Annotated in this window: 25 protein-coding genes; 3 read left to right on the top strand and 22 right to left on the bottom strand. The window is 40.6% G+C overall.

Going from position 1 to position 25,656, the window contains the following annotated elements:
• Window positions 1-7: 7 nt before the first annotated feature.
• The 17 genes from IGJ49_RS06810 to IGJ49_RS06730 all read right to left on the bottom strand — a co-directional run bounded on the left by IGJ49_RS06810 (window position 8) and on the right by IGJ49_RS06730 (window position 15,777).
• Window positions 8-649, bottom strand: a complete 642-nt coding sequence (locus IGJ49_RS06810; protein ID WP_010735508.1) for a YfbR-like 5'-deoxynucleotidase — start codon at window positions 647-649, stop codon at window positions 8-10.
• A 196-nt stretch (window positions 650-845) separates the two neighbouring features.
• Window positions 846-1,478 (bottom strand): orotate phosphoribosyltransferase, encoded by a 633-nt coding sequence (gene pyrE / locus IGJ49_RS06805; RefSeq protein ID WP_010735509.1) that lies wholly within the window; start codon window positions 1,476-1,478, stop codon window positions 846-848.
• Window positions 1,479-1,481: 3 nt separating this feature from the next.
• Window positions 1,482-2,192, bottom strand: coding sequence for an orotidine-5'-phosphate decarboxylase (pyrF, locus tag IGJ49_RS06800; RefSeq protein WP_019723949.1), 711 nt, complete (start codon window positions 2,190-2,192; stop codon window positions 1,482-1,484).
• Window positions 2,189-3,118 (bottom strand): dihydroorotate dehydrogenase, encoded by a 930-nt coding sequence (locus IGJ49_RS06795; RefSeq protein ID WP_438722860.1) that lies wholly within the window; start codon window positions 3,116-3,118, stop codon window positions 2,189-2,191. Before IGJ49_RS06795 ends, pyrF begins: the two co-directional genes overlap by 4 nt.
• Window positions 3,115-3,891 carry a dihydroorotate dehydrogenase electron transfer subunit gene (locus tag IGJ49_RS06790; protein ID WP_438722858.1) on the bottom strand — a complete coding sequence of 259 codons (777 nt, stop codon included), beginning with the start codon at window positions 3,889-3,891 and terminating at the stop codon, window positions 3,115-3,117. Before IGJ49_RS06790 ends, IGJ49_RS06795 begins: the two co-directional genes overlap by 4 nt.
• 85 nt (window positions 3,892-3,976) lie before the next feature.
• Window positions 3,977-7,162: a carbamoyl-phosphate synthase large subunit gene (carB, locus tag IGJ49_RS06785; RefSeq protein ID WP_438722857.1), complete on the bottom strand. Its 3,186-nt coding sequence runs from the start codon at window positions 7,160-7,162 to the stop codon at window positions 3,977-3,979.
• On the bottom strand, window positions 7,162-8,241 hold the full coding sequence (locus IGJ49_RS06780) for a carbamoyl phosphate synthase small subunit (protein WP_438722855.1): 1,080 nt from the start codon (window positions 8,239-8,241) through the stop codon (window positions 7,162-7,164). Before IGJ49_RS06780 ends, carB begins: the two co-directional genes overlap by 1 nt.
• Window positions 8,242-8,245: 4 nt before the next feature.
• Window positions 8,246-9,526, bottom strand: a complete 1,281-nt coding sequence (locus IGJ49_RS06775; RefSeq protein WP_438722854.1) for a dihydroorotase — start codon at window positions 9,524-9,526, stop codon at window positions 8,246-8,248.
• A gap of 20 nt (window positions 9,527-9,546) precedes the next feature.
• Window positions 9,547-10,473 (bottom strand): aspartate carbamoyltransferase catalytic subunit, encoded by a 927-nt coding sequence (locus IGJ49_RS06770; RefSeq protein WP_023519624.1) that lies wholly within the window; start codon window positions 10,471-10,473, stop codon window positions 9,547-9,549.
• A gap of 12 nt (window positions 10,474-10,485) precedes the next feature.
• Complete coding sequence (locus IGJ49_RS06765; RefSeq protein WP_010735517.1) at window positions 10,486-11,769, bottom strand: solute carrier family 23 protein; 1,284 nt, start codon at window positions 11,767-11,769, stop codon at window positions 10,486-10,488.
• A gap of 14 nt (window positions 11,770-11,783) precedes the next feature.
• Window positions 11,784-12,323 carry a bifunctional pyr operon transcriptional regulator/uracil phosphoribosyltransferase PyrR gene (gene pyrR / locus IGJ49_RS06760; protein WP_029594119.1) on the bottom strand — a complete coding sequence of 180 codons (540 nt, stop codon included), beginning with the start codon at window positions 12,321-12,323 and terminating at the stop codon, window positions 11,784-11,786.
• Window positions 12,324-12,562: 239 nt separating this feature from the next.
• The gene (locus IGJ49_RS06755) at window positions 12,563-13,474 is read right to left on the bottom strand and encodes an RluA family pseudouridine synthase (RefSeq protein ID WP_438722851.1); all 912 of its coding nucleotides are present in this window, start codon (window positions 13,472-13,474) and stop codon (window positions 12,563-12,565) included.
• Window positions 13,471-13,935: a signal peptidase II gene (gene lspA / locus IGJ49_RS06750; protein WP_062805267.1), complete on the bottom strand. Its 465-nt coding sequence runs from the start codon at window positions 13,933-13,935 to the stop codon at window positions 13,471-13,473. Before lspA ends, IGJ49_RS06755 begins: the two co-directional genes overlap by 4 nt.
• A 4-nt stretch (window positions 13,936-13,939) precedes the next feature.
• Window positions 13,940-14,638 (bottom strand): CBS domain-containing protein, encoded by a 699-nt coding sequence (locus tag IGJ49_RS06745; RefSeq protein WP_023519620.1) that lies wholly within the window; start codon window positions 14,636-14,638, stop codon window positions 13,940-13,942.
• Window positions 14,625-15,008 carry a hypothetical protein gene (locus tag IGJ49_RS06740; protein WP_195273441.1) on the bottom strand — a complete coding sequence of 128 codons (384 nt, stop codon included), beginning with the start codon at window positions 15,006-15,008 and terminating at the stop codon, window positions 14,625-14,627. The genes IGJ49_RS06745 and IGJ49_RS06740 overlap by 14 nt, the downstream gene beginning before the upstream one ends.
• 96 nt (window positions 15,009-15,104) lie before the next feature.
• Window positions 15,105-15,596 carry a DUF6773 family protein gene (locus IGJ49_RS06735; RefSeq protein ID WP_010735523.1) on the bottom strand — a complete coding sequence of 164 codons (492 nt, stop codon included), beginning with the start codon at window positions 15,594-15,596 and terminating at the stop codon, window positions 15,105-15,107.
• Window positions 15,583-15,777: a helix-turn-helix transcriptional regulator gene (locus tag IGJ49_RS06730; protein ID WP_196768995.1), complete on the bottom strand. Its 195-nt coding sequence runs from the start codon at window positions 15,775-15,777 to the stop codon at window positions 15,583-15,585. Before IGJ49_RS06730 ends, IGJ49_RS06735 begins: the two co-directional genes overlap by 14 nt.
• Before the next feature lie 220 nt (window positions 15,778-15,997).
• On the opposite strand from IGJ49_RS06730, the gene IGJ49_RS06725 reads away from it, so the two are divergent.
• Window positions 15,998-16,333: a transposase gene (locus tag IGJ49_RS06725; RefSeq protein ID WP_224434893.1), complete on the top strand. Its 336-nt coding sequence runs from the start codon at window positions 15,998-16,000 to the stop codon at window positions 16,331-16,333.
• Between the two features lie 378 nt (window positions 16,334-16,711).
• Here IGJ49_RS06725 and IGJ49_RS06720 read toward each other — a convergent pair whose 3' ends face one another.
• Window positions 16,712-18,382, bottom strand: coding sequence for a formate--tetrahydrofolate ligase (locus tag IGJ49_RS06720; protein WP_438722847.1), 1,671 nt, complete (start codon window positions 18,380-18,382; stop codon window positions 16,712-16,714).
• 180 nt (window positions 18,383-18,562) lie between these two features.
• Between IGJ49_RS06720 and IGJ49_RS06715 the strand changes: the two genes are divergently transcribed.
• Window positions 18,563-18,775 (top strand): cold-shock protein, encoded by a 213-nt coding sequence (locus IGJ49_RS06715; protein ID WP_062805278.1) that lies wholly within the window; start codon window positions 18,563-18,565, stop codon window positions 18,773-18,775.
• A 108-nt stretch (window positions 18,776-18,883) separates the two neighbouring features.
• Here IGJ49_RS06715 and IGJ49_RS06710 read toward each other — a convergent pair whose 3' ends face one another.
• Window positions 18,884-19,321 carry an EbsA family protein gene (locus IGJ49_RS06710; RefSeq protein ID WP_010735532.1) on the bottom strand — a complete coding sequence of 146 codons (438 nt, stop codon included), beginning with the start codon at window positions 19,319-19,321 and terminating at the stop codon, window positions 18,884-18,886.
• Between the two features lie 75 nt (window positions 19,322-19,396).
• Between IGJ49_RS06710 and IGJ49_RS06705 the strand changes: the two genes are divergently transcribed.
• Window positions 19,397-19,792, top strand: coding sequence for a ribonuclease HI family protein (locus IGJ49_RS06705; RefSeq protein ID WP_010735533.1), 396 nt, complete (start codon window positions 19,397-19,399; stop codon window positions 19,790-19,792).
• Window positions 19,793-20,723: 931 nt separating this feature from the next.
• On the opposite strand, the gene IGJ49_RS06700 is transcribed toward IGJ49_RS06705, so the two are convergent.
• The 3 genes from IGJ49_RS06700 to alaS form a co-directional block, all read right to left on the bottom strand.
• On the bottom strand, window positions 20,724-21,863 hold the full coding sequence (locus IGJ49_RS06700; RefSeq protein ID WP_137072409.1) for a cation diffusion facilitator family transporter: 1,140 nt from the start codon (window positions 21,861-21,863) through the stop codon (window positions 20,724-20,726).
• 38 nt (window positions 21,864-21,901) lie between these two features.
• Entirely contained in the window at window positions 21,902-22,498 is a 597-nt protein-coding gene (locus IGJ49_RS06695) for an ECF transporter S component (RefSeq protein WP_065095763.1), read from the bottom strand.
• Between the two features lie 155 nt (window positions 22,499-22,653).
• A complete protein-coding gene (gene alaS, locus IGJ49_RS06690) occupies window positions 22,654-25,308 on the bottom strand; it encodes an alanine--tRNA ligase (protein ID WP_010735536.1) in 2,655 nt (884 codons plus the stop codon).
• Between the last annotated feature and the right edge of the window lie 348 nt (window positions 25,309-25,656).

The following is a 25,656-nucleotide window of genomic DNA, read 5'->3' as shown; positions in this document are numbered from 1 at the left end:
ACTTCGACTATTCTTTTTCTTTTTTGACAATGTTTGAAACAGCTGCTAAGAAATCCTCTTTTCCATAGAATTCTTGATTGAGCAACTCCGGAAAGATCTCCTTGAAAAAATATTGGACGGAAGGTCGATGGTCGAAGCCTTTGATCGTTGTGACTGCCTCAATAAACATCTCTTTATAGACTTTCTCCGGATTATTTTTACTGATCTCATCAAATGATTCGTACAACAAATCGATTTTATCTGAAACTGCTAATAATTCGCCTTCGACCGTATCGTCTTTTCCTTCGAACAAGCGGCGACGATAGACGTCTTGTAACGCTTCGGGAATTTCTTGATTGATGAACTCATCCGTCATTTTTTCTTCGACAGTCTGTAGCATCCCCCGCAACTCTTTACTTGCATATTTTACTGGAGTTTTGATGTCGCCGATAAAACGTTCAGTGTAATCATGGTTCAAAGCTTTTTCATACAAGAGTTTCCAATCGATTGATTGCCCATGGAGTTCTTCAATATCACCTAAGACTTGCGCAATTGAAGCCACACGATAGGAATGAGCCGCAACAGTATGTTCAGTGTGTTTGAAGAAACCTGGCGCCCGTGTGATTCTTTCTAAGTTATTTAGTCCTAAAATAAATTCATTCAATCCCATAAAGATTCCTCCTCCTTGAGATGACTTTTCCGATAATCTTATCATTAAATAACTTGAATTCGCAAATTTTCAGCTTATTATCTTTAGAGGTTTTCATTTATAAAAGAATAGTTTTTACTATGTATCATCAGGATTTAGCTATTCCACAAATAGAAAAAGGGCTGAAACAACAAATGTTTTCCGCCCTTTTTTTAACTTAATCCGTCACCCAGTTCTCAGGATCTTTTTTCCATTCTTTTAGTAAAGCTAATTCTGTTTCGTCGATGGTTTTATTTTCTAAAGCAAATTCGATCAGCACAGAATAATTCGTCAAAGTAACCAATGGTAGACCCGCTGCTTCAAAGTTAGCTTTTCCTTTTGGCAACTCGTAAGTAAAGATAGCTGCGACACCTAAAACATCCGCACCTTCTCGTTTCGCTGCTTCAGCGGCTTCTAGTACACTTCCACCTGTTGAGATCAAATCTTCAATGACCACCATTTTTTGTCCTTCGAAGATCCGTCCTTCGATTTGGTTCCCTTTGCCATGAGCTTTCGCTTTGCTGCGAATATAGACCATTGGTAAGTCTAAGATCTCAGCTACCCATGCTGCATGAGGGATTCCTGCAGTTGCCGTTCCAGCAATCACTTCGACTTCTGGAAATTCTTGCTTGATTTTTTCAGCTAATCCTTGAGCGATTTCTTTTCTTACTTTTGGATAACTCATCGTGATGCGATTGTCACAATAGATGGGGCTTTTGATGCCACTTGCCCAAGTAAATGGTTGGTTTGGGCTTAAGAAAACAGCTTCGATTTCTAAAAGGTCTTTGGCAATAGTTTGTTCGATATTCATAGATCAACGACTCCATTCTGCTTTGATTGTTTGATAGGCTTGGTAAGGATCTTCTGCTTGTGTGATAGGTCGACCGACAACGATAAAGGTTGAGCCGATTTCTTTTGCACGGGCTGGTGTCACGATTCTGGTTTGGTCACCAGCAACTGTTCCTTCCGGTCGGATGCCAGGGGTTAGACACGTAAATGTGTCACCTGCTTTTGCTTTGATCGATGCCACTTCAAGTGCTGAAGATACGACCCCATCTAAACCTGCTTCTTTTGCACAAGCTGCGTAGTGGATCACACTTTCTTCTAAGGGTACTTCGATCAGTTGATCATGGTGCATCTCTTCTTCACTTGTGGAAGTCAGTTGCGTGATTGCTAAAAGTAAAGGTCGTTTCTTACCTTCGGGTGTTCCATCTGTCAAGCCACGCATCGCTGCTTCCATCATACGGATACCGCCGGCAGCATGGACACAAGTAATGTCTACGCCTAATTTTGCTAGGCCTCGCATCGCTTTTTCCACGGTATTTGGGATATCATGTAATTTCAAATCTAAGAAAACGTCATGTCCAGCGTCTTTTAACCAACGAACGATGATTGGTCCTTCTTGATAAAAGAGCTCCATACCGATTTTAACGAATAACTTTTCGTCTTCTGGGAAACGTTGCATAAAGGTTTCTACTTCTTGCCAAGATGAAAAATCTAAAGCAATAATTGGTCGTTGATTCATTGATTTCTACCTTCTTTCACTTCTTTGATCAATTGCTCTAAAGACTCAATGCCTAACTCGCTCATTCTCGCTGGTAGGTCTGCAATCAGTTTTGGACAGATATAAGGGTCGGTAAAGTTGGCTGTCCCAACAGCAACTGCACTTGCACCTGCCATATACATCTCCAGTACATCATCAACGGTTTGCACACCGCCCATCCCAATGATCGGCAAGTTTGAGACACTTGCCACCTGATGGATCAAACGAATAGCCACCGGTTTGATTGCTGGTCCTGAGAGACCGCCTGTTTGATTGGCAAGAATCGGTTTTCTAGTTTTCAGATCGATACGCATCCCCAGCAAGGTATTGATCATCGTAAACCCATCGGCGCCGCCAGCTTCAATAGCCTGTGCCACTGGCACGATATCCGTAACATTAGGAGATAATTTGACATAGACAGGGACATTCGCCACTTTTTCCACCGCTTGTGTCAGTTGGAACGCCACATCTGGGTCAGTACCAAAAGCAATTCCGCCATGTTTGACATTTGGACACGAGATATTAAGTTCGATGGCATGGACATTCGGTGCATCACCGATCTTGCCACAAACTTCAACATAGTCTTCTTCACAGGCGCCAGCGACATTTGCTATGATCGGCAAATCTTTATAGGTGGCTAATTCAGGTAGCGATTTTTCCATGACCACTTCCATTCCAGGATTTTGCAACCCGATCGCATTGAGCATACCAGAAGGTGTTTCTGCTACTCGCGGCGTGGGATTACCAAAGCGCGCTTTAGGTGTCGTCGCCTTGACCATGATTGCGCCAAGTTGGTTCAAATCGTAGTATTTGCCATATTCTTTGCCAAATCCAAAGCAGCCACTTGCTGGCATGATTGGATTCTTCAAGTTTAGTCCTGGAAGTTTAACTGCTAAAGGGTTACTCATAAAATCACCTCTCCTGCTTGGAAAATCGGTCCTTCATCACAGACTTTCAAGCTTTTCGTTCCTGTTTCATCGCCTGGGACATGACAGATACATGCGTAACATGCACCGACACCACAGGCCATGCGAGACTCTAATGACAATTGGACGTTAGGATGACCGGCGAAAAGCTGTTCCACTGTCTTTAGTAATCCATTTGAACCGCATGCAAAAATAGCAGCAGGCTTATCTTTTGCCGCAAGTAATAGATTACCGACATTCCCATGGAGTCCATAGGTGCCGTCATCCGTTGCGATCCTTGTATCACCTAGCTTTAGAAATTCTTCTTCATAATACATTACTTCTTGTGAAGCAAAGCCTAGAAAGTGAATCGCTTTGACGCCTAGTTCCTTCAGCTGTTTCGATAGTTCGTATAAAGGAGGAACACCGATCCCTCCACCGACAATGAAGACCTCATCTTTGTTCGTTAATCCTGAAAGATCGAAGCCATTCCCTAAAGGCCCTAAGACGTCTAAAGAATCACCAGCAGTCAATTCTGCGAAATGCTTTGTTCCGTCTCCTTCTACACGGTAGATGATACGACAAGTTTTTTGTGATTGATCGATCTGGTTGATACTGATTGGTCGGCGCAACAACAAATCTGCTCGGGGTACGCGAATATGAAGGAATTGTCCAGGGCGTGTCATTTCTTGGACTAATTCCCCAGTCAGTGTCATTTCATAGATTCGTGGTGCTAGTTGCCGTTGGTGAACGATTTTCATTACTTCTTGTTTCATCTTAACACTCCTATGTTTTGGGACTTTTCGCTAGACTGCTTTGCTTTTTTCATTTTTTAAATAGGAGGGCAATTGCCCTCCACGATTAGATTGCTTGTGTTGAAAATGCTCGGGATTCCATCACGCGGACGATCGCATCCGCAGTATCAAGGGAAGTAAACAATGGCGTGCCATGCTCTACTGCTTCACGTCGAATGATAAAACCATCTTTTGACGCATTCCCACGATCTTTATCAATGGTATTGACGACCACTCGTGCTTTGCCCGCACGAATCAGGTCAACGACATTTTTCTCTTTTGTTTCCTCAGAGATTTTAGCTACTGGTGTCACCACAAGTCCGTGTTGTTCAAAGAACGCTGCGGTATTTTTCGTTGCCAATAAGCTATAGCCGATTTCTGCAAAGCGTTTTGCTAGACCTAAGGCTTCTTCTTTCGTTTCATCGGCGATCGTAAACAAGACAGCACCATAATCAGGCAAGCGTAAACCAGATGCTTCGAACGCTTTATACAGCGCTTTGTCTAAGTTTTGATCCGAACCCATGACTTCACCTGTCGATTTCATCTCTGGGCCTAAATAAGTGTCCACTTTATGCAACTTCGTAAATGAGAAAACTGGCGCTTTGACATGGACGTTGGCAGTTTCAGGGTACAAACCATCTTCATAGCCTAAGTCTTTCAATTTTTCTCCTAAGATGGCTTTTGTAGCGATCTGTGCCATCGGGATATTCGTCACTTTGCTCAAGAAAGGAACCGTTCGACTCGCACGTGGGTTCACTTCGATGACATATACTTGGTTGTCATGGATCACGAATTGGATGTTCATCATCCCGATACAATTCAACCCTCGTGCTAAACGGATCGTGTAATCTTCGATTGTTTGCTTGATTTCCTCTGACAGCGCTTGTGGTGGATAAACCGCCATAGAATCGCCTGAATGGACCCCTGCACGTTCGATATGTTCCATGATTCCTGGGATCAAGACGGTTTCGCCATCACAGATCGCATCGACTTCGCACTCACTACCGATCAAGTAACGATCGACTAAGACTGGATGTTCTGGTGAAGCTTTGACCGCATGTTCCATATAATCTTCTAGATCGCGTTGGTTCTCAACGATCTCCATTGCCCGACCTCCCAAGACATAGCTTGGACGAACAAGTACTGGATAGCCGATTTTATTGGCAACTGCAACTGCTTCTTCTTTACTTGTCGCAGTATCTCCTAGTGGCTGAGGCACCCCTAATTCTTGTAACGCTTGTTCGAATAGATCACGGTTCTCCGCACGATCAAGGTCTTCGATCGTTGTGCCTAGGATTTTTACACCTGCTTTTGCTAATGGTTCAGCTAGATTGATCGCTGTTTGTCCTCCAAATTGGACGATGACACCGATTGGTTGTTCCAACTCGATGACATTCATCACATCTTCAAAAGTCAAAGGCTCAAAGTAAAGTTTATCAGAAATCGAGAAATCTGTCGAAACGGTTTCAGGATTACTATTCATGATGATTGCTTCATAGCCTGCTTGTTGAATGGCTTTGACTGAATGAACTGTTGCATAATCAAATTCTACCCCTTGTCCGATACGGATCGGTCCAGAACCAAGTACTAGAACAGACGGTTTTTCTGAACGATGGCTTTCATTTTCGATTTCATACGTACTATAGAAGTAAGGTGTGTGGGATTCAAATTCGGCAGCACACGTATCGACCATTTTGTAAACAGGTTGAATGTTATTTTCCGTACGTAATTGGCGAATCGCTTCCGTCGTCGTTTTCCACAATTCCGCAATTTTGCGATCTGTGAAGCCATTTTGTTTCACAGCAAGAAGTAGATCCAGCTGATTCGGTTGTGCCGAAAGCTCCTCTTCTAATTCAATGATATGCAACAATTTATCCAAGAAGAATAAATCGATTTTCGTCAAGTCTGCCAATTCTTGGATCGGATAGCCACGACGGATCGCTTCGGCTAAGTAGAATAAACGATCATCTTGTGCTCGGACGATTTTCTCCATCAAACGTTCTTCACTGACTGGCTTCAGTTCTGGCAATTCAAGGTGGTGCGCCCCGATTTCTAATGAACGAACGGCTTTTAATAAAGATTCTTCGATGTTACGACCGATCGCCATCACTTCGCCGGTTGCTTTCATTTGCGTGCCTAAGACACGTTCACCGTTTTCGAATTTGTCGAAAGGCCAACGTGGGATTTTTGCTACTACATAATCCAATGCGGGCTCAAATTCTGCATAAGTCGTTCCTGTTACTGGATTTTTCATTTCATCCAAGGTCAAGCCTAACGCGATTTTAGCTGCTAATTTTGCGATCGGATAGCCGGTCGCTTTACTTGCTAAAGCAGAGGAGCGTGAAACACGAGGGTTCACTTCGATGACATAGTAGTTGAAACTATGAGGGTCTAATGCTAACTGAACGTTACAGCCACCTTCGATTTTCAATGCACGGATGATCGATAGTGACGCATCTCTTAACATTTGATATTCATGGTCTGCTAATGTTTGACTCGGTGCAAAGACGATTGAATCCCCTGTATGGATACCGACTGGATCGAAATTTTCCATGTTGCAGACAACGATGGCATTATCGGCAGAGTCGCGCATCACTTCATATTCGATTTCCTTGAAGCCTGCAATACTACGTTCAATCAAACATTGTGTGACGGGCGACAAGCTCAAGCCATTTTCTGCGATTTGTCGTAGTTCGGCTTCATTCTCACACATACCACCACCAGTCCCCCCTAATGTGAAGGCTGGTCGAACGATGATCGGGTAACCGATTTTATTGGCAAAGGCGACTGCTTCTTCCACCGTTGTCACGATTTCTGATTCTGGGATCGGTTGATTTAATTCTTCCATCAACTTTTTGAACAAGTCACGATCTTCTGCTTGGTCGATCGCACTTAATTTCGTCCCTAATAATTCGATGCCTAATTCGTCCAAGATTCCTGATTCAGCTAATTCCATCGCCATATTCAAACCTGTTTGCCCACCTAATGTCGGTAAGATCGCATCAGGACGTTCTTTTCGCAAAATTCGTGAGACAAATTCTAATGTGATTGGTTCTAGGTAGACTTGATCGGCAATTTCTTTATCAGTCATGATCGTTGCTGGATTGGAGTTGACTAAGACGACTTCGTAGCCTTCTTCTTTTAAAGCAAGACAAGCCTGTGTACCTGCATAGTCAAACTCAGCGGCTTGACCAATGATGATCGGACCAGAACCGATCACCATGATTTTATTGATATCTGTGCGTTTTGGCATTAGAATTGCTCCTTTCCAGCGTCCATCATTTCCATAAATTCATCAAATAAATGTAGTGCATCATGTGGGCCAGGTGCTGCATCTGGATGGAATTGCACACTGAAGGCAGGATAGCGACGGTGACGGACACCTTCGACTGTGCCATCATTAACTTCCACATGAGTGACAATTAATTTTTCCGGATCGATCGTTTGTTCATTTACCGCATAGCCATGGTTTTGTGACGTAAAATCGATTCTTCCTGTTGCAACTTCACGCACAGGATGATTCAGTCCACGATGACCAAATTTCATCTTGTACGTATCTGCACCATTTGCTAGTGCAAAAAGTTGATGCCCCAAGCAGATGCCGAAAATCGGGATTTTTCCTTGGATTTGTTTGATCATCTCGATCGCTTCTGGTACATCTTTCGGATCCCCTGGTCCATTCGTCAGCATCACGCCGTCTGGCGATAATGAAAGGATCGTTTCCGCATCCGTATTGTACGGTAAGACTGTTAAATTACAGTCACGCTTACTCAATTCACGTAAGATGCTATGTTTCAATCCAAAATCAATGACTGCCACATTTCTTCCTGTTCCTGGGCTAGGATAAGGTTTATTGGTTGAAACTTGTTGGACTTGGTTCGTTGCCAAGACGGTTGCTTTTAGCTGGTCAAACGCATGTTCAAATGTGTCGCCTGCATCCACGATACTGGCTTTCATCGTCCCAACTTCACGGATTTTTCGTGTCAACGCCCGTGTATCGATGCCAGAGATACCAGGGATTCCTTTTTGTTTCAAGAACTCGTCTAATGTCATTTGGTTACGCCAACTTGACGCAACACGTGCATGCTCTTTGACCACTACACCTTTACACGTTGGTGCAATCGATTCATAATCATCACGGTTGACGCCATAATTCCCTACCATCGGGTACGTAAATGTAATGATCTGTCCATTAAAACTTTGGTCTGTGATCGTTTCTTGATATCCTGTCATACTTGTCGTAAAGACGATTTCTCCAAACACATTGGCTGTCGCGCCAAATGATTTCCCTTTAAATACTGTGCCATCTTCTAAAATCAGCAACCGTTCCATCCAATTATTCCCCCTTATGCCAAACAAGTTTTCCGTTGACAAATGTCATCAATGTTTCCCCTTTGATTTCCCAACCGACGAAAGGTGTGTTCTCGCCTTTTGATAAGAAATCTTTTTTATCGATTACTGCAGAATGCGCAATATCGTAAACTGCCAAGTCTGCTGGTGCGCCGATCGTCAAGGTGCCAGCTTCCAAACCAAAGATGGCTGCTGGTTTAACTGCCATCCAGTCAATCACTTGCTCTAGTGTGAATTTTCCTGTTTCAACAAAATGTGTATACACGAGTTGGAAGGCTGTTTCACTTCCAACGATCCCGAAAGGTGATTGCAAGAAACTTTGACTTTTTTCTTCTAATCCGTGTGGAGCATGGTCGGTGGCAATACAATCGATCGTGCCATCAAGCAAGCCTTCGATCAATGCCTCGCGATCGGCTTTGCCTCTCAACGGTGGATTCATTTTCCAAAAACCAAAATCTTCTGGGATATCTTCATCGATCAAGATCAGATGATGCGGTGAAACCTCTGCAGTCACGTGAATCCCGGCTTTTTTCGCATCGCGGATCACCCGCACACTTTCTTTTGTTGAAACATGGCAGACATGATAGTGAACGCCTGTTGCTTCCGCTAATAGGAGATCACGAGCAATTTGAGAAGACTCAGTCACACTCAAAATACCTGGCAACCCTAGCTCTTCTGCTTTTTCTCCTGCGTGCATCACACCGCCAAATAATAATGATTCATCTTCTGTGTGAGCAACGAGTGCTTTATTGTTTTTCGCAGCTTCTTTCATCGCTAAGTACATCGTGCCTGCTGTTTGCACGCCGACACCATCATTGGTAAAAGCAAATGCGCCTTCATTGATCAATGCTTCTTGATCGACCAGTTCTTCACTTCGAAGATTTTCAGTGATCGGTGCATACTGTAATACTTTGACGACAGCATCACGTTTGATGATGTCATAGACTTGTTTTAATTTTTCTGCTGTATTAGGTACTGGGTCAAGATTTGGCATCGCACAAACAGTGGTGAACCCACCTCGAGCAGCTGCTTTCGTGCCAGCTTCGATCGTTTCCTTGTAAGTAAAGCCAGGCTCTCTCAGATGGACATGGACATCCACTAATCCAGGTGTGATCAACTGCCCTTGTGCATCAAACACTTCATCAAATTCAGCCTCAGGAAAGCCTGTACCGATTGCTTTGATCTTTCCTTCTTCGATCCAAATTTCTGCTGGTGTTGTTTCATTTCTTTTTGTATTGATTTGACCGTTTTTAATGAGTGTTTTCATGTTTCTTCCTCCTCTTATGTTTATGCTTTTCCACTTAATACAGCTTCTAAGATCGCCATTCTGACAAATACACCATTGCTCATTTGTTGAATGATCCGTGACTGTAACCCTTCAACCAGTGAATCCGCCAATTCGACATCTCGATTGACTGGTGCCGGGTGCATGATGATTGCATGTTTTTGCATTTTTTTAGCGCGTTCGACTGTCAAGCCGTACTCTTGATGATAGCCTTCTTTTGAAAAACTTTCTTTTCCATCGTGGCGTTCATGTTGCACACGTAACATCATCATGACATCGACTTGATCCAGCAAGTCATCTAGTGGTAAGTAATGACCGTAAACTTCAAATTCATCGTCATACCATTCTCTTGGACCTGAGAAGAAAACCTGTGCGCCAAGACGTTTCAACATCTGCATATTCGATTTTGCGACACGAGAATGTGTGATATCTCCGACGATCGCCACTTTCAAGCCTTCAAAATAGCCAAATTCTTCATAGATCGTCATCAAATCAAGTAAGCACTGCGTTGGATGTTGCCCGCTACCGTCACCGCCATTGATGATCGAGCATTGGATCGTTTTACTTTGGATCAATTCGTCATAGTAGTTTTCATCTCCATGACGGATAACAGCTACATCCACCCCAAGTGCAGACATCGTTAGAACGGTATCGTATAATGTTTCACCTTTTGTAACTGAACTTGTACTTGCTTCAAATTCGATCACTTCAAGACCAAGTTTCTTTTCTGCTACATCAAAACTTTTATGCGTTCGTGTACTGTTTTCAAAGAACAAGTTCGTTGCAAAATATTGGGATTTTTGTGGTGACCAAGTTGCGCCCTGTTTGAACTCTTGTCCTCGTCGGATCAACCCCATTACTTCTTGGTCTGTTAATGCTTCTACCGTTAATAAGTGTTTTAAACTGATGCGTTCTGATTTGATGATCATGCGATGTCCTCCTTAATTTTCTTCGCTGCGTGAAGTTTCTGGTAAGATAAGATTTAAAATGATTCCTAAAACTGTTGCTAGTGCCATGGCAGATAAAGTGAATGTCCCGACTTCTAGGACTAATCCCCCGATACCTACGACTAAGATGACTGAAGCAATCAATAGATTTTTCTTTTTATCAAAATCGATTTTGTTTTCGACTAAGATTTTCATCCCACTTGCCGCAATCACTCCGAATAGGATGAAACTGATACCTGAAATGACTGGGCCAGGAATACTTAATATCAAAGCACTTAGTTTGCCAATGAAGCCAAGGATCACTGCGAAGACCGCTGCGCCTCCGATCACGAACACGCTGTGTACGCGAGTGATTGCCAAGACGCCGATATTTTCACCATAACTTGTCACTGGCGGCCCACCAACAAAAGCTGCCACTAATTGAGCCAAGCCATCTCCTGTCAATGTACGGTGTAAGCCTGGATCTTCAAAGAAATTTCGTTTGGTCAATTTGTTCAAGACCATCAAATGGCCGATGTGTTCGGTCATTGTGACAAAGGCGATCGGTGCCATCGTAGTGATTGCCCCTATATATAACTTCGGTTGATATTGCACAAATGGAATCTCAAAGTTAGGCAGCGCGAACCATGGCGCATCGATGATTGGTTGGGTGTCAACGATCCCGAAAAGCAAAGCCACGATGTAACCAGAGATGATGCCAAGCAAGATCGGTAATAATCCTAGAAACCCGCGTAAGAACATATTGAAGAAAATCGTCAATCCTAAAGTGATCAACGCAACTGATAGATATTTGAAATCGTAATGGTCTTGATTGAACATCGCGTTGTTTGCTGCGTTGGCAGCTAAACCTAAACCGATGACCATGATGACTGGGCCAACCACGATCGGTGGCAAGATTTTGTCTAACCAAGCCGAACCGATTTTCTTGATGATCAACGCAACGATCAGATAGACAAGTGCTGTTGTCATCGCGCCTTGTGCGATCGCCGGGAAGCCGTCGGTTTTCATCAACATCTGCATAGCGGCGATGAACGCAAAGCTACTGCCTAGATATGCTGGAATCTTCCCTTTTGTTGTAATCAAGTAAACGATCGTTCCTAATCCTGAACTGACCAAGGCAATCCCAGGGTCGATTCCGACTAAGATCGGTACTAAGACAGTTGCACCGAACATCGTGAATAAATGCTGTAAACTTAAACCCACCCAGTGTCCAATGGTTGGTCGATCATGGATGTCTAATACCACACTATCGTTGTGGAACTTTTTTTCTTCTGCCATCTTGCCTTACTCCTCTACTTTTCCTCGTTTAAGATCATGATGCGATCTTGTCCATCTAATTCTTGCATCTCTACTAAGATTTCTTCTTTTTTTGCTGTAGGGATATTTTTTCCTACGTAATCTGCGCGGATCGGTAATTCTCGGTGTCCCCGATCAACTAGAACTGCTAGTGAGATTTTTCTTGGACGACCAAAGTCCATGACTGCATCCATTGCAGCGCGGATCGTCCGTCCTGTGTATAACACATCATCGATCAAGATAACTTCTTTTCCTTCTAAACTGACTGGAATATCTGAAGAATGCAATTCTGGTTCTTGAGCGATCTCTTTTTTATCGTCACGGTACAATGTGATATCAAGTTCCCCTACAGGTACTTCGATATTTTCGAGTTGTTTCAGACGTTCGGCAATTCGAGCAGCGATGTAGATCCCTCTCGTTTTGATTCCGACTAAGACGATCTCTTCGATACTTTGATTTCTTTCGATGATTTCGTAAGTGATACGTGTTAGCGCTCGTTTCATCGTTACTTGATCCACTACTTCTTTTGCTTGCATCATTTTTCCCCTCCATTTTTTACACAAAAAAACTCCTGCCCTAAGAGGACAGGAGGAATGTTTAGACTGAGTGTATACTACCACACTGGTCGCTTTGTGTATGCGACGTCATTGAGCAAGTCTCGCTATGGCGCACCACAGGAATTCTTACTCACACCCTTCTTAGCCTCACGGGACTAAACTTAAAGGACTGCTATTAAGTTTTTCTTTTATTGTTTATTACTATACCGTTAAGTACTTTAAAAAGCAATATCTTTTCTCAACTTCTCTAAAGTTTTTTTAAAAACTTCTGGCAATGGTGCCTCAAAGGTCATTCGTTCATTCGTTTGAGGATGAGTGAAACCTAATAATTTCGCATGTAAAAATTGGCCATTGCCTTTGAGGGTTTTCTTTGGTCCATATACGGGATCACCTGCTAAAGGATAACCAATATACTTCATATGCACACGGATCTGATGCGTACGCCCTGTTTCTAATTGTAACTCTACTAAAGTGAAATTCTCAAAACGTTCTAGTACAGTAAAATGCGTCACAGCTGGTTTTCCATCTTCGCGGATCGCTTGCATTTTTCGATCGACTTTTGAGCGCCCGATAGGTGCATTGATCGTCCCTTTTTCATGAGGAATAACGCCATGGACTAAAGCAATATATTTTCTTAGGGAAGTTTTATCTTTCAATTGCTGCGCCAACGCTTCATGGGCTTGATCATTTTTGGCGATCATCAATAATCCAGACGTGTCTTTATCGATTCGATGGACGATCCCTGGACGGATCACGCCATTGATCGATGATAGATTTTTCATATGGTACATCAACGCATTGACTAGTGTTCCTTGGGCATGACCAGCAGAAGGATGAACGACCATGCCTTGTGGTTTATTGACCACAGCTACGTCGTCATCTTCATAGACGATTTCTATTGGTAAGTCTTCTGCTACGATCTCAAGTTCTTCAGGCTCTGGTACTTCCACGACGATTGCATCAGCCGATTTTACTTTGTAATTCGCTTTTACTGATTCCCCATTTACGGAAACGGCACCGTCTTTCAACCATTGTTGAACTTGTGAACGACTATGATCCGCAAAAAATGCTGCCAAAACTTTATCGATCCGTCCTTTTTCTTCTTTGATAGTTGCTTTTAATTGTGTCATTTTTTTCGTTGTTCCTTTTCATCTAAAATAATATAAATCAATACGCAGATCACACCGATCACTAGAGAAATGTCTGCCACATTAAAAATCGGGAAATTCATGAAATCAGTTTGGAACATATCGATCACATACCCTAAACGGACACGATCGATAAAATTACCGATTGCTCCAGCTAGAATCAATGTCAGACCGATCATGAACCAACGATTTCCGTTGCTACGATTTTTGATCATCAACGTCAAGATCACTACAACTGCGATGATCGTCACGACAGTAAAAAACCACATTTTTCCTTCTAGTAAACTCCAAGCTGCTCCGAAATTACGGATATGATTCAAGGACAAGATCCCTGGAATCACTGATTTCGTTTCTCCTAAAGCAAAGTTATCGACGATCAACCATTTTACCCATTGATCTAAGCCGATGATCAAGGCACTTATAATCCAATATATCGCTAACAAACAATCATTCCTTTTCTACTTCATGATAAATATCTCTTGGTCTGATGATCCCTAATAAATTTCCGTTAGGGTCGCCGTTTTTGGTGATCAACACAGCTTCAAGCGTACCCTGCTCGCCAAACATTTTTTCTACTTCAGCAATCGTTGTCTGAGCGGATACAAAATGATAATTGGTGTACTTACCATCTTGAGTGATCAGATCGGCAGCTATTTTTCCTTGAAGATCGATCACACCATGATGACTTTCTTTGGCTAACCAAAAACCTAACATCCGCAACGTCACTAATCCTTTGAATGTTCCTTTATGATAAAGCGGGAACTGAGAATAACGCTTTTGAGCAACAGTCTCCAACAAACTAGGTAATGGGATGTCCCATTCAAACCCAGTTACATGCTTTGCGAAACGCGGTAACACTGTTTCTGGACGAATCAGTTCTTGCTCGATTCTTTGGATACGCTTCGTCGCCCATTCATTAGGTTCAGCGATAATAAAATCGACGGCGATCCGATCATGCACGATCGCATTACGTAATTGAGCCAACTGTAGTAAGTCATCCTCATATTTTTTTATACTTTGGTGTTGCTTTTGTGCTAAACGACGAACGAGTTCAGTGAACCCCATATTTCGTGGATTCCCCATCTCTTCTTGCATCCATTTTTCGATCCGATTAAAGCTACTCAAAAAAAGATCAGAATTCTTCATCACTAGCCTCCTTGATGACATATGCTTTATTTTTTATAAATAGAAAGAAACCAATCATTACGACGACGATCAGTAAACTATAAAGGATACTTTGAATAGCAACAGCACTGATCCCTGTAAACAAGAAAAGTACGGGATATAACTGTAATAGCAATAAATTCATCGTAATCCGATAGTTTTTAGTTGGTTCTGCTATCGTATAGACTGGACTTTTGAGCCAAAAAAAGGTGACTTGCATCTGAAACGGGGCGTCTACATCTAGAGTAACAGATTGGTTTTGCCCCAAACTGATTTTCCGATCATCCACCCGTAATGTGATTGGACTACCCATTCCGTAAAATCCCGTATCTCTAGTAACATTCACTTCCATTTTCGCTCCTCCTATTATGCGTTAGTCTCTATCAAAACACAAGCGGAATCTCTGTTATCCCTAATGGATCGATCCTTATATCATCTTTTTCAGCAGTCATTTTTCCTCATTTTCATCCTCTAATTTACTTTCCAGTCTTTTCTGCCCAAATCGATTGACAGAAGAAACCAAAAACACTAAGGCAGACATAAATAAAGCCGAAGATATAAATGTAATCCCTAAAATCGCTAAAAAATGAGGATCGAAATAACCAGTGTATAACTCATGATATAAGCTATAATTTCTCACCCCAGTAACTGCAGAAACGAATACACTTCCAACAATGACTGCTAAAACTCGTAATTTCTTTGCATGTTTGGATTGATCGATAAGCTCGTGACCAATCAGTGAGCCACGGATCAATAAATAGATGAACGCTACTCCTAGCAACAATAATTCGGTAAACACTTCAGAAACTGGTTGCTCCAACAAATAACTTTTTACAAAGATCGAAGTCCCTAATAATACCAATAATAACAAAAAGGCTTCACTTTGTATTTGATTATTGACCTGTACGATACGTTCATCTTTAAGTTTATTCTTTTTCATCTTTATCCTCCCAAAATAGATCATCTAATGTTTGATTTAATTCATGGCAGATGGCCTGACACAACTTTAGTGTGGGATTATACTTCCCTGCTTCAATCAATCCAATCGTTTGCCTTGTCACTCCTACACGTTGGGCCAATTCTTCTTGGCTTAAATCATTTGCTAAACGCGCGAGTTTCATTCGGATGTTTTTCAACTTGATGGTTAACCTCCATTCTTCTCAGTCATCCTGATTGTAAACTATATCTTACTAAATGTAAAACATATATTGCTTCAAAAGAAAGAAAATGAAGATTAGTGATAATAAAAATACAGGAAAAGCATTATTTCTTTTAAAATTTTTGAACTGAATAAGTAGAATTAATTCTTCAGTCCCATTTTCATTTTAGAGATAAAAAAACATAACAAGCTCTAATAGAAGGAAATCATTACAAAATATACTGAGATTATCGAAAGAAATATCCTTCTTAGTCGCCGACATGCACCCCGACTACTTACAGCCCGCCAAATGTGTTCTGCCAAATACAAGTGAAGTGATTGATCGATGTCATATTGTCAAATATAGATTCAAGCTTTCAGTGAGTTGCCTATACGTGCTATGCAGAAAAACTGAACAAGAACTGGCGCTTTCTACTAAAAAAACGTGCAATCATTTCCGCGTGAATATGAAACATACAACAGTTTCCGAGCACCTAAATAAATACCCATTTCTTACTGAAGTAATGATGCTTGATTGATTGGGGTTTCAACATTCCAAAAAAGAGGTGTGCTCTTTTTTATGAATCAGTAGAAGGCATCACCAATGAGATGATCTATCCTTACTCTAATTAAAATATAGAAGCGAAGAATGCCCACGTAAAGACAATAAAGCGATTATCTTAAGGATTTAAACTGTTTGTCCACATGAAAAATAGAATCTATTAAATCAATTAATTAAAGTGAGATAACAAAAAATCTGAACCAGAATGAGGTTCATTCTGATCCAGATTTGATTTTTTTCAACGCATTAATCCTGATTGACAAAGAGCAAGAAAATAGTTGCTCTATTTTTTAGATTATGCACTTTCATATTGAAAAGGTCTAGTTAAGACTACTTCAAATTTTTAATTTTACGATTAGAATAAACCGATTACTTCTCCTTGATTCGTTACGTTCATATTCAAGGCGGCTGGTTTTTTTGGTAATCCAGGCATCGTCATCACTTCGCCTGTCAAAGCGACTAAAAATCCGGCACCTAACTTAGGTACAAATTCACGGATCGTGATTGTGAAATCCTCTGGTGCACCTAATAATGTTGGATCATCAGAAAAAGAGTACTGGGTTTTTGCCATACAAACCGGTAAGTCAGACCAACCATTTTTCTCAAATTCAATGATTTGATTTTCTGCTTTTTTACTAAAAAAGACTTCTTTGCCACCGTAGATTTTTTGAACAACCGCTTGGACTTTTGTTTTAATCGGATCACTGGATTGGTACAATGGAACGTAATCCGCGCTTTCTGTATCGATCAATTCTACGACTGCCTTTGCTAAGTCCACGCCACCTTCCGCACCATTTTCCCAAACACTTGCGCGTTTTGCTACGACTCCTTCTTTTTCACACAATTCTTTCAGTAATTCTAATTCAGCGTCTGTATCAGTCACAAACTCATTGATTGCGACGATCACTGGAATCTGGTAACTTTTCATATTACGAATATGCCGTTTTAAGTTCGCATATCCAGTTTGCAACGCCTTGAGATTTTCATTTTGTAATTCTGCCTTATCCAATCCCCCGTGCATTTTTAACGCACGGACAGTTGCTACGATCACAATCGCATCTGGTGCTTTCTGCAAATTAGGAACTTTGATATCTAGGAATTTTTCTCCTCCTAAATCAGCACCAAAACCAGCTTCAGTCACTACATAATCCGCAATTTTCAAAGCAGTTTTAGTTGCTAGTACACTATTACAGCCATGAGCAATATTTGCAAATGGTCCACCATGGATAAATGCTGGTGTACCATAGATCGTTTGTACGAGATTCGGTTTAATTGCATCTTTTAATAACAAAGCAAGGGAACCCTCTGCTTTTAGATCCCCTGCTGTTACAGGGCGACGATCATAGGTGTAGCCAATCACGATTCGTGCTAACCGAGCTTTTAAATCATCTAAATCAGCAGCTAAACACAAAATTGCCATGATTTCACTAGCCACAGTAATGTCGAATCCATCTTCTCTTGGTACCCCTTGCATCGGTCCGCCCAGCCCAACGATCACATTTCGCAATGCTCGGTCGTTTAAATCCACCACACGTTTCCAAATGACACGTCGAGGATCGATCCCCAGCTCATTTCCTTGATGGATATGATTATCTAATAGAGCTGACAATGCATTGTTTGCAGAAGTGATGGCATGCATATCGCCAGTAAAATGCAAATTGATATCTTCCATTGGTAATACTTGTGCGTAGCCACCTCCTGTCGCTCCGCCCTTGATTCCCATAACCGGACCTAATGAGGGCTCACGCAATGCAATCACTGCTTTTTTGTCTATTTGGTTCAACGCGTCACCTAATCCGACTGTAACTGTTGATTTTCCTTCTCCCGCTGGTGTTGGATTGATAGAAGTTACCAATATGAGGCGACCATCCTCTTTTTCCGAAAAATCATTTATTGCGGTAAAGTTTATTTTTGCTTTGTATTTTCCATATAATTCCAAATCATCTTCATTGATTCCAATGCTATCCGCAACTCTAACTATCGGTTTTAGCTGTGTTTCTTGTGAAATTTCTAAATCATTCTTCATTAAAACGCCCCTTTTCACGAACTATATATAAAAATAATTATATTTTGTTAAGTTAAATCCATTATACCTGTTTTCTTTGTAAAAAAAAACAAAAAAAACTGACTTTTAATTTATTTGACGTACCTATTAATTCTCTTTATAATATAGGCTATGATCAGACATAGAAAGGTCGTGAGTGTTTTGACCACAGGAATGGTGAAATGGTTCGATAACAAAAAAGGATATGGCTTTATTAGTTATGATGAAACAGAAGAGATCTTCGTACATTTTACTGCAATCGAAGAAGAAGGATTCAAAACACTTGAAGAAAACCAAGTGGTAGAATTTACCGTCATTGAAGGTAATCGAGGCATTCAGGCGGCCCATGTCAAAAAGATCAATGATCAAGCTTAGTCCAATCAAACAAAATAAGCTATTCCGGTGTTTTTCGGAATAGCTTTTTTATTATTATAGACGACTCTCTGTGCAGTTAAAAATAGCTAAAGTCTCTATTGTTATTTTTTACTCAACTAAATCATTCGTATTCTTTAACAGTGAAGAAGTGTTGATCGTTTGTTTATGTGGATGTTTCAAGTGATCAAGCAATTTTCCTTGTGCCTTCTGATTGACGAAAATCACGAATGGCTCTTTGCCTTTTACAAGAGATAAAGATACTTTACGTTTTTGTACGTGGACTTCCTTGATTTCATTGATAGGTATGTCGCGATCTCTCCAAAAAGCAGCATATTTTATTTTTATTGCCTCTTTCTTTAAAACTAGTGAGCGTCGAAATCCTAGCAAAAGAAAAATAAAGAAAATTCCCATTAAAATATTACTTTTCCAATAAGGCCTTGTATTTTCTAACGATAAAATCAAACTCAAAAATAATAGAATAAATGTTGATGACCAATAAATGATCGACTGTGCCGTTTCGGGCTGCCAGCGAATATTTTTTTTCATTCTTCAACCTCGTGTCTTTATCTGTAGTGGTATAATAAGTCAAACCGACAATTTTTGAAGGGCGTGTTTTTCCTTATGTTAAAAGTATACATTGACGCATCAACAAAAGGCAACCCTGGACCTAGTGGTGGAGGAATATTAATAATCGCTGATCAACAACAAGAACAGTTGTCTATCCCTTTGTCCTTTGGTTCAAACCATCAAGCCGAGTTTGAAGTCTTTTTAAAAACTTTAGAAATTCTAAAGAATAGACAGATGACCGAAGAAATCATTCTCTGCTATTCCGATAGTAAAGTACTTGTATCAACTATCGATAAAAATCATACGAACAACAAAGATTTTTTACCTTATTTAGAAAAAATACAAAGTCTATTAAAAGATTTTTCAATGTTGATCCTTCAGTGGGTACCTGAAAGTAAAAATAAAGGCGCTGATAATCTAGCTAGACAAGCTTTACAAAAATTTTTATAAAATATTGGAACAAAGCAATTAGTAATCGTACCTTGATTTGCAAGCACTTTATACGGTCAACTTCTTCTTTTGTCTCGGTCTATAAAAGAACATATTCATAATAATAGATCAACAAATGTTGAGACACGATTCTTTCAAACATTTGCTAAATATTCAGCATTTTATGTCGCTGTTATTTGGACTAACTCAAAGATTGTAAGGGAAAAATAAATGTTTATTGTTTCCAGTTATCGATTAGAATAAATAAGTCCTGATAGCTAGATTCCGACAAAATTTTTGACTGCTTTATTTTGGTCAACTATTAACATACGCCGAATTCAGCTAACATGACCTCATAATCTCCAAGGTATTTTCTGAAAAAGTCTGACTATCCATATATGTATCGATCATTCTGTTTATTTTATCAACGCTGTCTTTATGGGTCATGATAAGATATAAAAGCTATCATTGAAGTCTGTTCCAAAAGAGGATTCGTTTTTAGTTTTCTGCCAAATTTTTCACTTCCTTTTATTATCCCTCGGATGTACTATTTGTCCATGTCTAAATCCGACGAGAAGTTGCCTCTTCTGATTCTTTCACCATCAAAATTCGATTTAGCGTGACGAACAAATCCGCGAAAACTTTCATCTAGGTTCAGTCAAACATTTGTAGGTACAACGAAGAAGCAGCCATTGTCTGTTTTGGTTATCCTATTTTGTCCTAGAAAACACATACGTCTTTCAGAACAATATAACGTAAAAGTCTACTGTCATCCATTATAGTATTTCTAATAACCAAAATGAAAGGCTAAAAGATTTGTTTTAAAATAAGCAAAAAACCCGATTATTTAAGATTTCAGGTTTTTTGCTTATTTTAAGTTTAGTCAAAATCTCATCGCGACAGATAGGTCGTATAGATATTTAAACATCGCGTATTATTTTTTGTCAACAATTTAGAAAAGTAAATAATTATGATCAAAGGTGATATCTAATTGATACTGCCCGACTCTCTTTTCTATTTGGATACGCATCATTCGTTCTAATTCCTCGTCAGACAAACGCGTACCTTCAGGGACAACGACATCAAATTGTAGGATCTGTCCTTTATGGATCATGCGGAAATCATGGATTTTCAGACCTTCTGCTGTCTCATTGATGATTTTTTTCAACTCATTAAGAATCTCTTGATAATTCTCATTGTTGACTGGTACAGGATCTATATGACAGACTAATTCTACACCTAATGATCGTTTAAAATCCTTTTCGATAATGTCCATGATCTTGTGTGCTTCATTCAAATCTAGCCGATCATCGACTTCCACGTGAACTGAAGCAAAACGTTGATTTGGTCCGTAATTATGCACTAACAAGTCATGATAACCGAGTATTTTTGTATAGCCATTTAGCTGCTCCTCCATCGCCTGGATCTGTTCAACAGTAGGACGGCTCCCTAATAATTCATATACGAATTCTCTTAACATCATTACGCCGCTGTACAAAATGTAAAGTGCTAACAAGAAGCCAATATAGCCATCCACGCGCCACTCTGTCAACCATTCGACAGAAGCTGAGAGTAAAACAGCAAAGGTCGTATATACATCATTATAACTGTCTTTGGCAGTGGCATGTAACGTTTCCGAATCGATCATTTTTGCGGTTTTCTTGTACATACGTCCCTGAATAACTTTTAAAGCAATCGAAAAGACTAAAACTAAAAAGATGATCGGTGATAAGGCAATATTTTCCGGATCGATGATTTTTTCAATTGAGGAGTGTAAGAACTGGAATCCGACATACGTGATGATGAGAGATACGAATAGTCCACTAATATATTCAAAACGTTCGTGTCCATAAGGATGTTCCGGATCTGCTGGTTTTGCCGCGATTTTGAAGCCAACCAAAGTCAAAACAGAAGAAGCGGTATCCGACAAACTGTTGATGGCATCCGCCATGATCGACACACTTCCAGAGAGTAGTCCGATCATCAATTTCGCAACGAATAGGATCACATTAGTTAACAGTCCCCATACTCCTGCCATCAATGCTTTTTTTGTTCGTTCTTTTGCTGTTAGTGTTTCTTGTTTCTTTGCCAAATTTGTGACTCCTTTTATCTGTGATTGCTGGTCTTATATCATTCAGGTTTTAAAGGTGTTGCTGCAAATAATGCTTTGGCGAGTAATGGTGTGATGATCCCCGCGCCGATAGCTTCTGGAATCCCATTGATTGCAGCAATCCCAGCAAGTGTCTTGAACAAGACCGAAGCATCGACACCATAAGCTTGAGCTGTGGCATTCGTATAAAATAAGCCCATAAATCCTAAAACAAGGATCGTATTGACTAGAGAGCCTAGAATCCCAGCTACAACAGCCGGTACGACGATCGTAGAGGAACGCTTATACAACCAATGGAATACTAAGCCAGCCACTAGTCCCACTAAAACTCTGGGTACAACTGAGATGATTGGATTGGTAAAAACCAATGTATCGAACGGTGTAGTTGGCATCGCGTAGGCTCGGATGATCGTCGCAATTCCCCAGAACAAGCCGATCAACATGCCATCTTTCGGTCCTAATACTACGGCCGCTACGATTACTGTGATATGGATGATCGTCAAGCTAATAAAACCTAATGGGATAAAGCCTAACCATGGAATCATTGATTGAACGATAATGATGGCTAACAAAATGGCACGAAGTACTAACCGAAATGTTTTATTTTTGCTATTCATTGAATCTCCCCCTGTTTGCTTTACTCTAATCCTATAGCGTTTTGTTGATTTGTCAATAAATGTGTACATAGCAACAACCGTTGAGCCAATGAAAATAAAGCAACGAGCTTGGGAAATCATCCCAAACTCGCTTGCCATTTATTTGTAGTAAAAAACTACGCTTGCTTGTATTTATTTTCTAACCATGTTTTTGCTTCTGTCAATGCGTCTGAGATACCAGCTGGTTTTTTTCCACCTGCTTGCGCCATATCTGGACGACCACCGCCACCACCGCCAACTTTCGGTGCGATTGCTTTGATCAAATCGCCAGCTTTTAAACCTGCTTCATTTGCTTCAGGCGTCATTGCTGCTAACAAGCTGACTTTACCTTCTTGTTCGTTTGCCAAGACAAGAATATCTGAAACTGCTTTTTGTTTCCATTGATCGGCTAATTGACGTAATTGATTTATGTCTTTTACTTTAACTTGTGCAGTGATGATCGTTTTACCATTGATCGTCTCTGCATTTTTGAAAATATCTCCTGCTTGTTGGTTGGCTAACTTACTTGCCAATTGTTCATTTTCTTTTTGTAGTTCTCTTAATTGTTGTTGCAATTGTTCTGCTTTAGCTACGACTTCTTTCAATTGTGGTGATTTCACGATTGCCGCAACTTCTTTTAGTTGTTGTTCTTCGCTTTCCAACAATTCATAAGCTTCTTTACTTGTCACCGCTTCGATCCGACGAACCCCTGCACCGATCCCTGATTCAGAAACGATTTTAAAGATTCCGATGTTTTCGGTATTACCAACATGCGTACCACCACATAACTCGATCGACCAACCGCCGATATTGACCACGCGGACTTCGTTGCCATATTTTTCGCCAAACAATGCCATTGCGCCCATATTTTTCGCTGTATCGATGTCTGTTTCGATCGTTTCAACAGGAATGGCTTCCCAGATTTTTTCGTTTACGATTTGTTCCATTTTCGCTAATTCTTCACTTGTGATTTGACCAAAATGTGTGAAGTCAAAACGCAAATGACCTGGTGCAACCAATGAACCTGCTTGGTTGGCATGATCGCCTAATACTTCTTTTAATGCTTTGTGCAATAAGTGAGTAGCCGTATGGTTTTTGATGATTCGGTTACGTCTTGGTTCATCAATCAATAAATGATAGGTGTTTCCTTCTTTGATCTCAGAAAGGACTTCTACTTTATGCAAGAATTGTCCATTTGGTGCTTTACGAACATCAGTCACATTTGCTACTGTTTCACCAGAGGCATCAATGATCCAACCTTGATCGGCTACTTGTCCACCCATTTCAGCATAAAATGGTGTTTGATCAAAGATCAATTGCGCTTCCCCATCTGATAGTTCACTGACGATTGTTTCGTCTTGGACGATCACTAGTAATTCACTGTCAGATTCAATATGGTCATAACCGATGAATGTGCTATCTACTTTGATATCTGTCAATAAAGCAGATTGAACACCCATAGATGTTTCTGTATTACGAGCCGCACGCGCGCGATCACGTTGCGCCTGCATTTCTGTTTCAAAGCCTGCGTGATCGACATTCAATCCTTCATCTTCCGCCACTTCTTCTGTCAATTCAACTGGGAATCCATACGTATCGTAAAGTTTAAAGATATCTTTTCCGGCAAGCGTTGTTCCGTTTGCTTGTTTTACCTCTTTGATCACTTGGTTCAAGATCTCAAGCCCTTCGTTGATCGTTTCATTGAAACGTTCTTCTTCCATACGAACGACTTTTTCGATGAATTCTTTTTGTTCCAAAACTTCAGGGTAGTAGCTCTCCATGATTTCGCCAACAACAGGCACTAAACGGTATAAGAAAGCTTGCTCGATCCCTAATTTTTTCCCGTGCATGACTGCTCGACGTAACAAACGACGCAAGACATAGCCACGACCTTCATTTGAAGGCAATGCCCCGTCACCGATTGCAAAGGATAATGCTCGGATATGGTCAGCGATTACTTTATATGAAATATCAGTTAAGGCATCCTCACCGTATTTTACTTTGTTGCTCAATTGCTCAACTGCATGGATGATCGGCATAAATAAATCTGTTTCAAAGTTGGTTGGTGCATCTTGAACGATTGAAACCATTCGTTCCAAGCCCATGCCCGTATCAATGTTTTTATGTGGAAGAGGTTCAAACGTATTATCTGGTTTGTGGTTGAACTCTGAAAATACTAAGTTCCAGATTTCAAGATAACGTTCATTTTCGCCACCAGGGTAGTTTTCAGGATCATCTTCTTCCAAGTCATTATAGGCTTCGCCACGATCATAAAAAATCTCTGTATCTGGCCCACATGGTCCAGCACCGATATCCCAAAAGTTATCTTCTACATCCACGATATGGTCAAGAGATAATCCTACTTCTTCGTGCCAGATACGTTTTGCTTCTGTATCTTTTGGATAAACAGTGACATATAATTTCTCAGGATCAAACGCCATCCATTTTGGACTTGTTAAAAATTCCCATGCCCAGTGGATTGCCTCTTCTTTGAAATAATCGCCGATCGAGAAGTTCCCTAACATTTCAAACATCGTATGATGACGTGCAGTTTTCCCTACATTTTCGATGTCGTTCGTACGAATCGATTTTTGCGCATTCGTGATTCTTGGATTGTCTGGTACAACAGATCCATCAAAATATTTCTTTAGTGTCGCCACTCCTGAGTTGATCCATAATAAGGTTGGATCATTGACCGGTACTAGTGAAGCACTAGGTTCGATCGTATGTCCTTTTTCTTGGAAAAAGTCTAAAAACATTTGACGTACTTCTGCACTGCTTAATTTTTTCATTGTTTTACCTTCTTTCTACATAATAAACGACAAAAAACACCATTACAGCCAAGGACGAAAACTCGCGGTACCACCTTGATTGCAATGATGTTTACTCATTACCTCTTAAACTCGTTAACGCTGAGTCGCGTTGATATTTCTATCAAATTGAAAAAGGGAGCAGTTTGAACAGTGACTATTCTTTTTTCAGCCGAGAAAGAATTTTCTGTGAGTCAGTCTAAAACAAACTATGTCCTTTTTGTACTTTATCAGTATACGTATTCTTAGCGATGCTGTCAATCCTACTTTTTTGATTTTTCATTGTTTGCGGTCTACGTTTTCCTTGCTATAATCAGGAAAGAACCCTAG

Origin of the sequence: Enterococcus sp. AZ171 (assembly GCF_051714005.1) — a bacterium.
Classification (GTDB): Bacteria; Bacillota; Bacilli; order Lactobacillales; family Enterococcaceae; genus Enterococcus_B; species Enterococcus_B pernyi.
The sequence above is the reverse complement of the archived record's forward strand: the minus strand, read 5'-3'. Positions and strand labels throughout refer to the sequence as shown.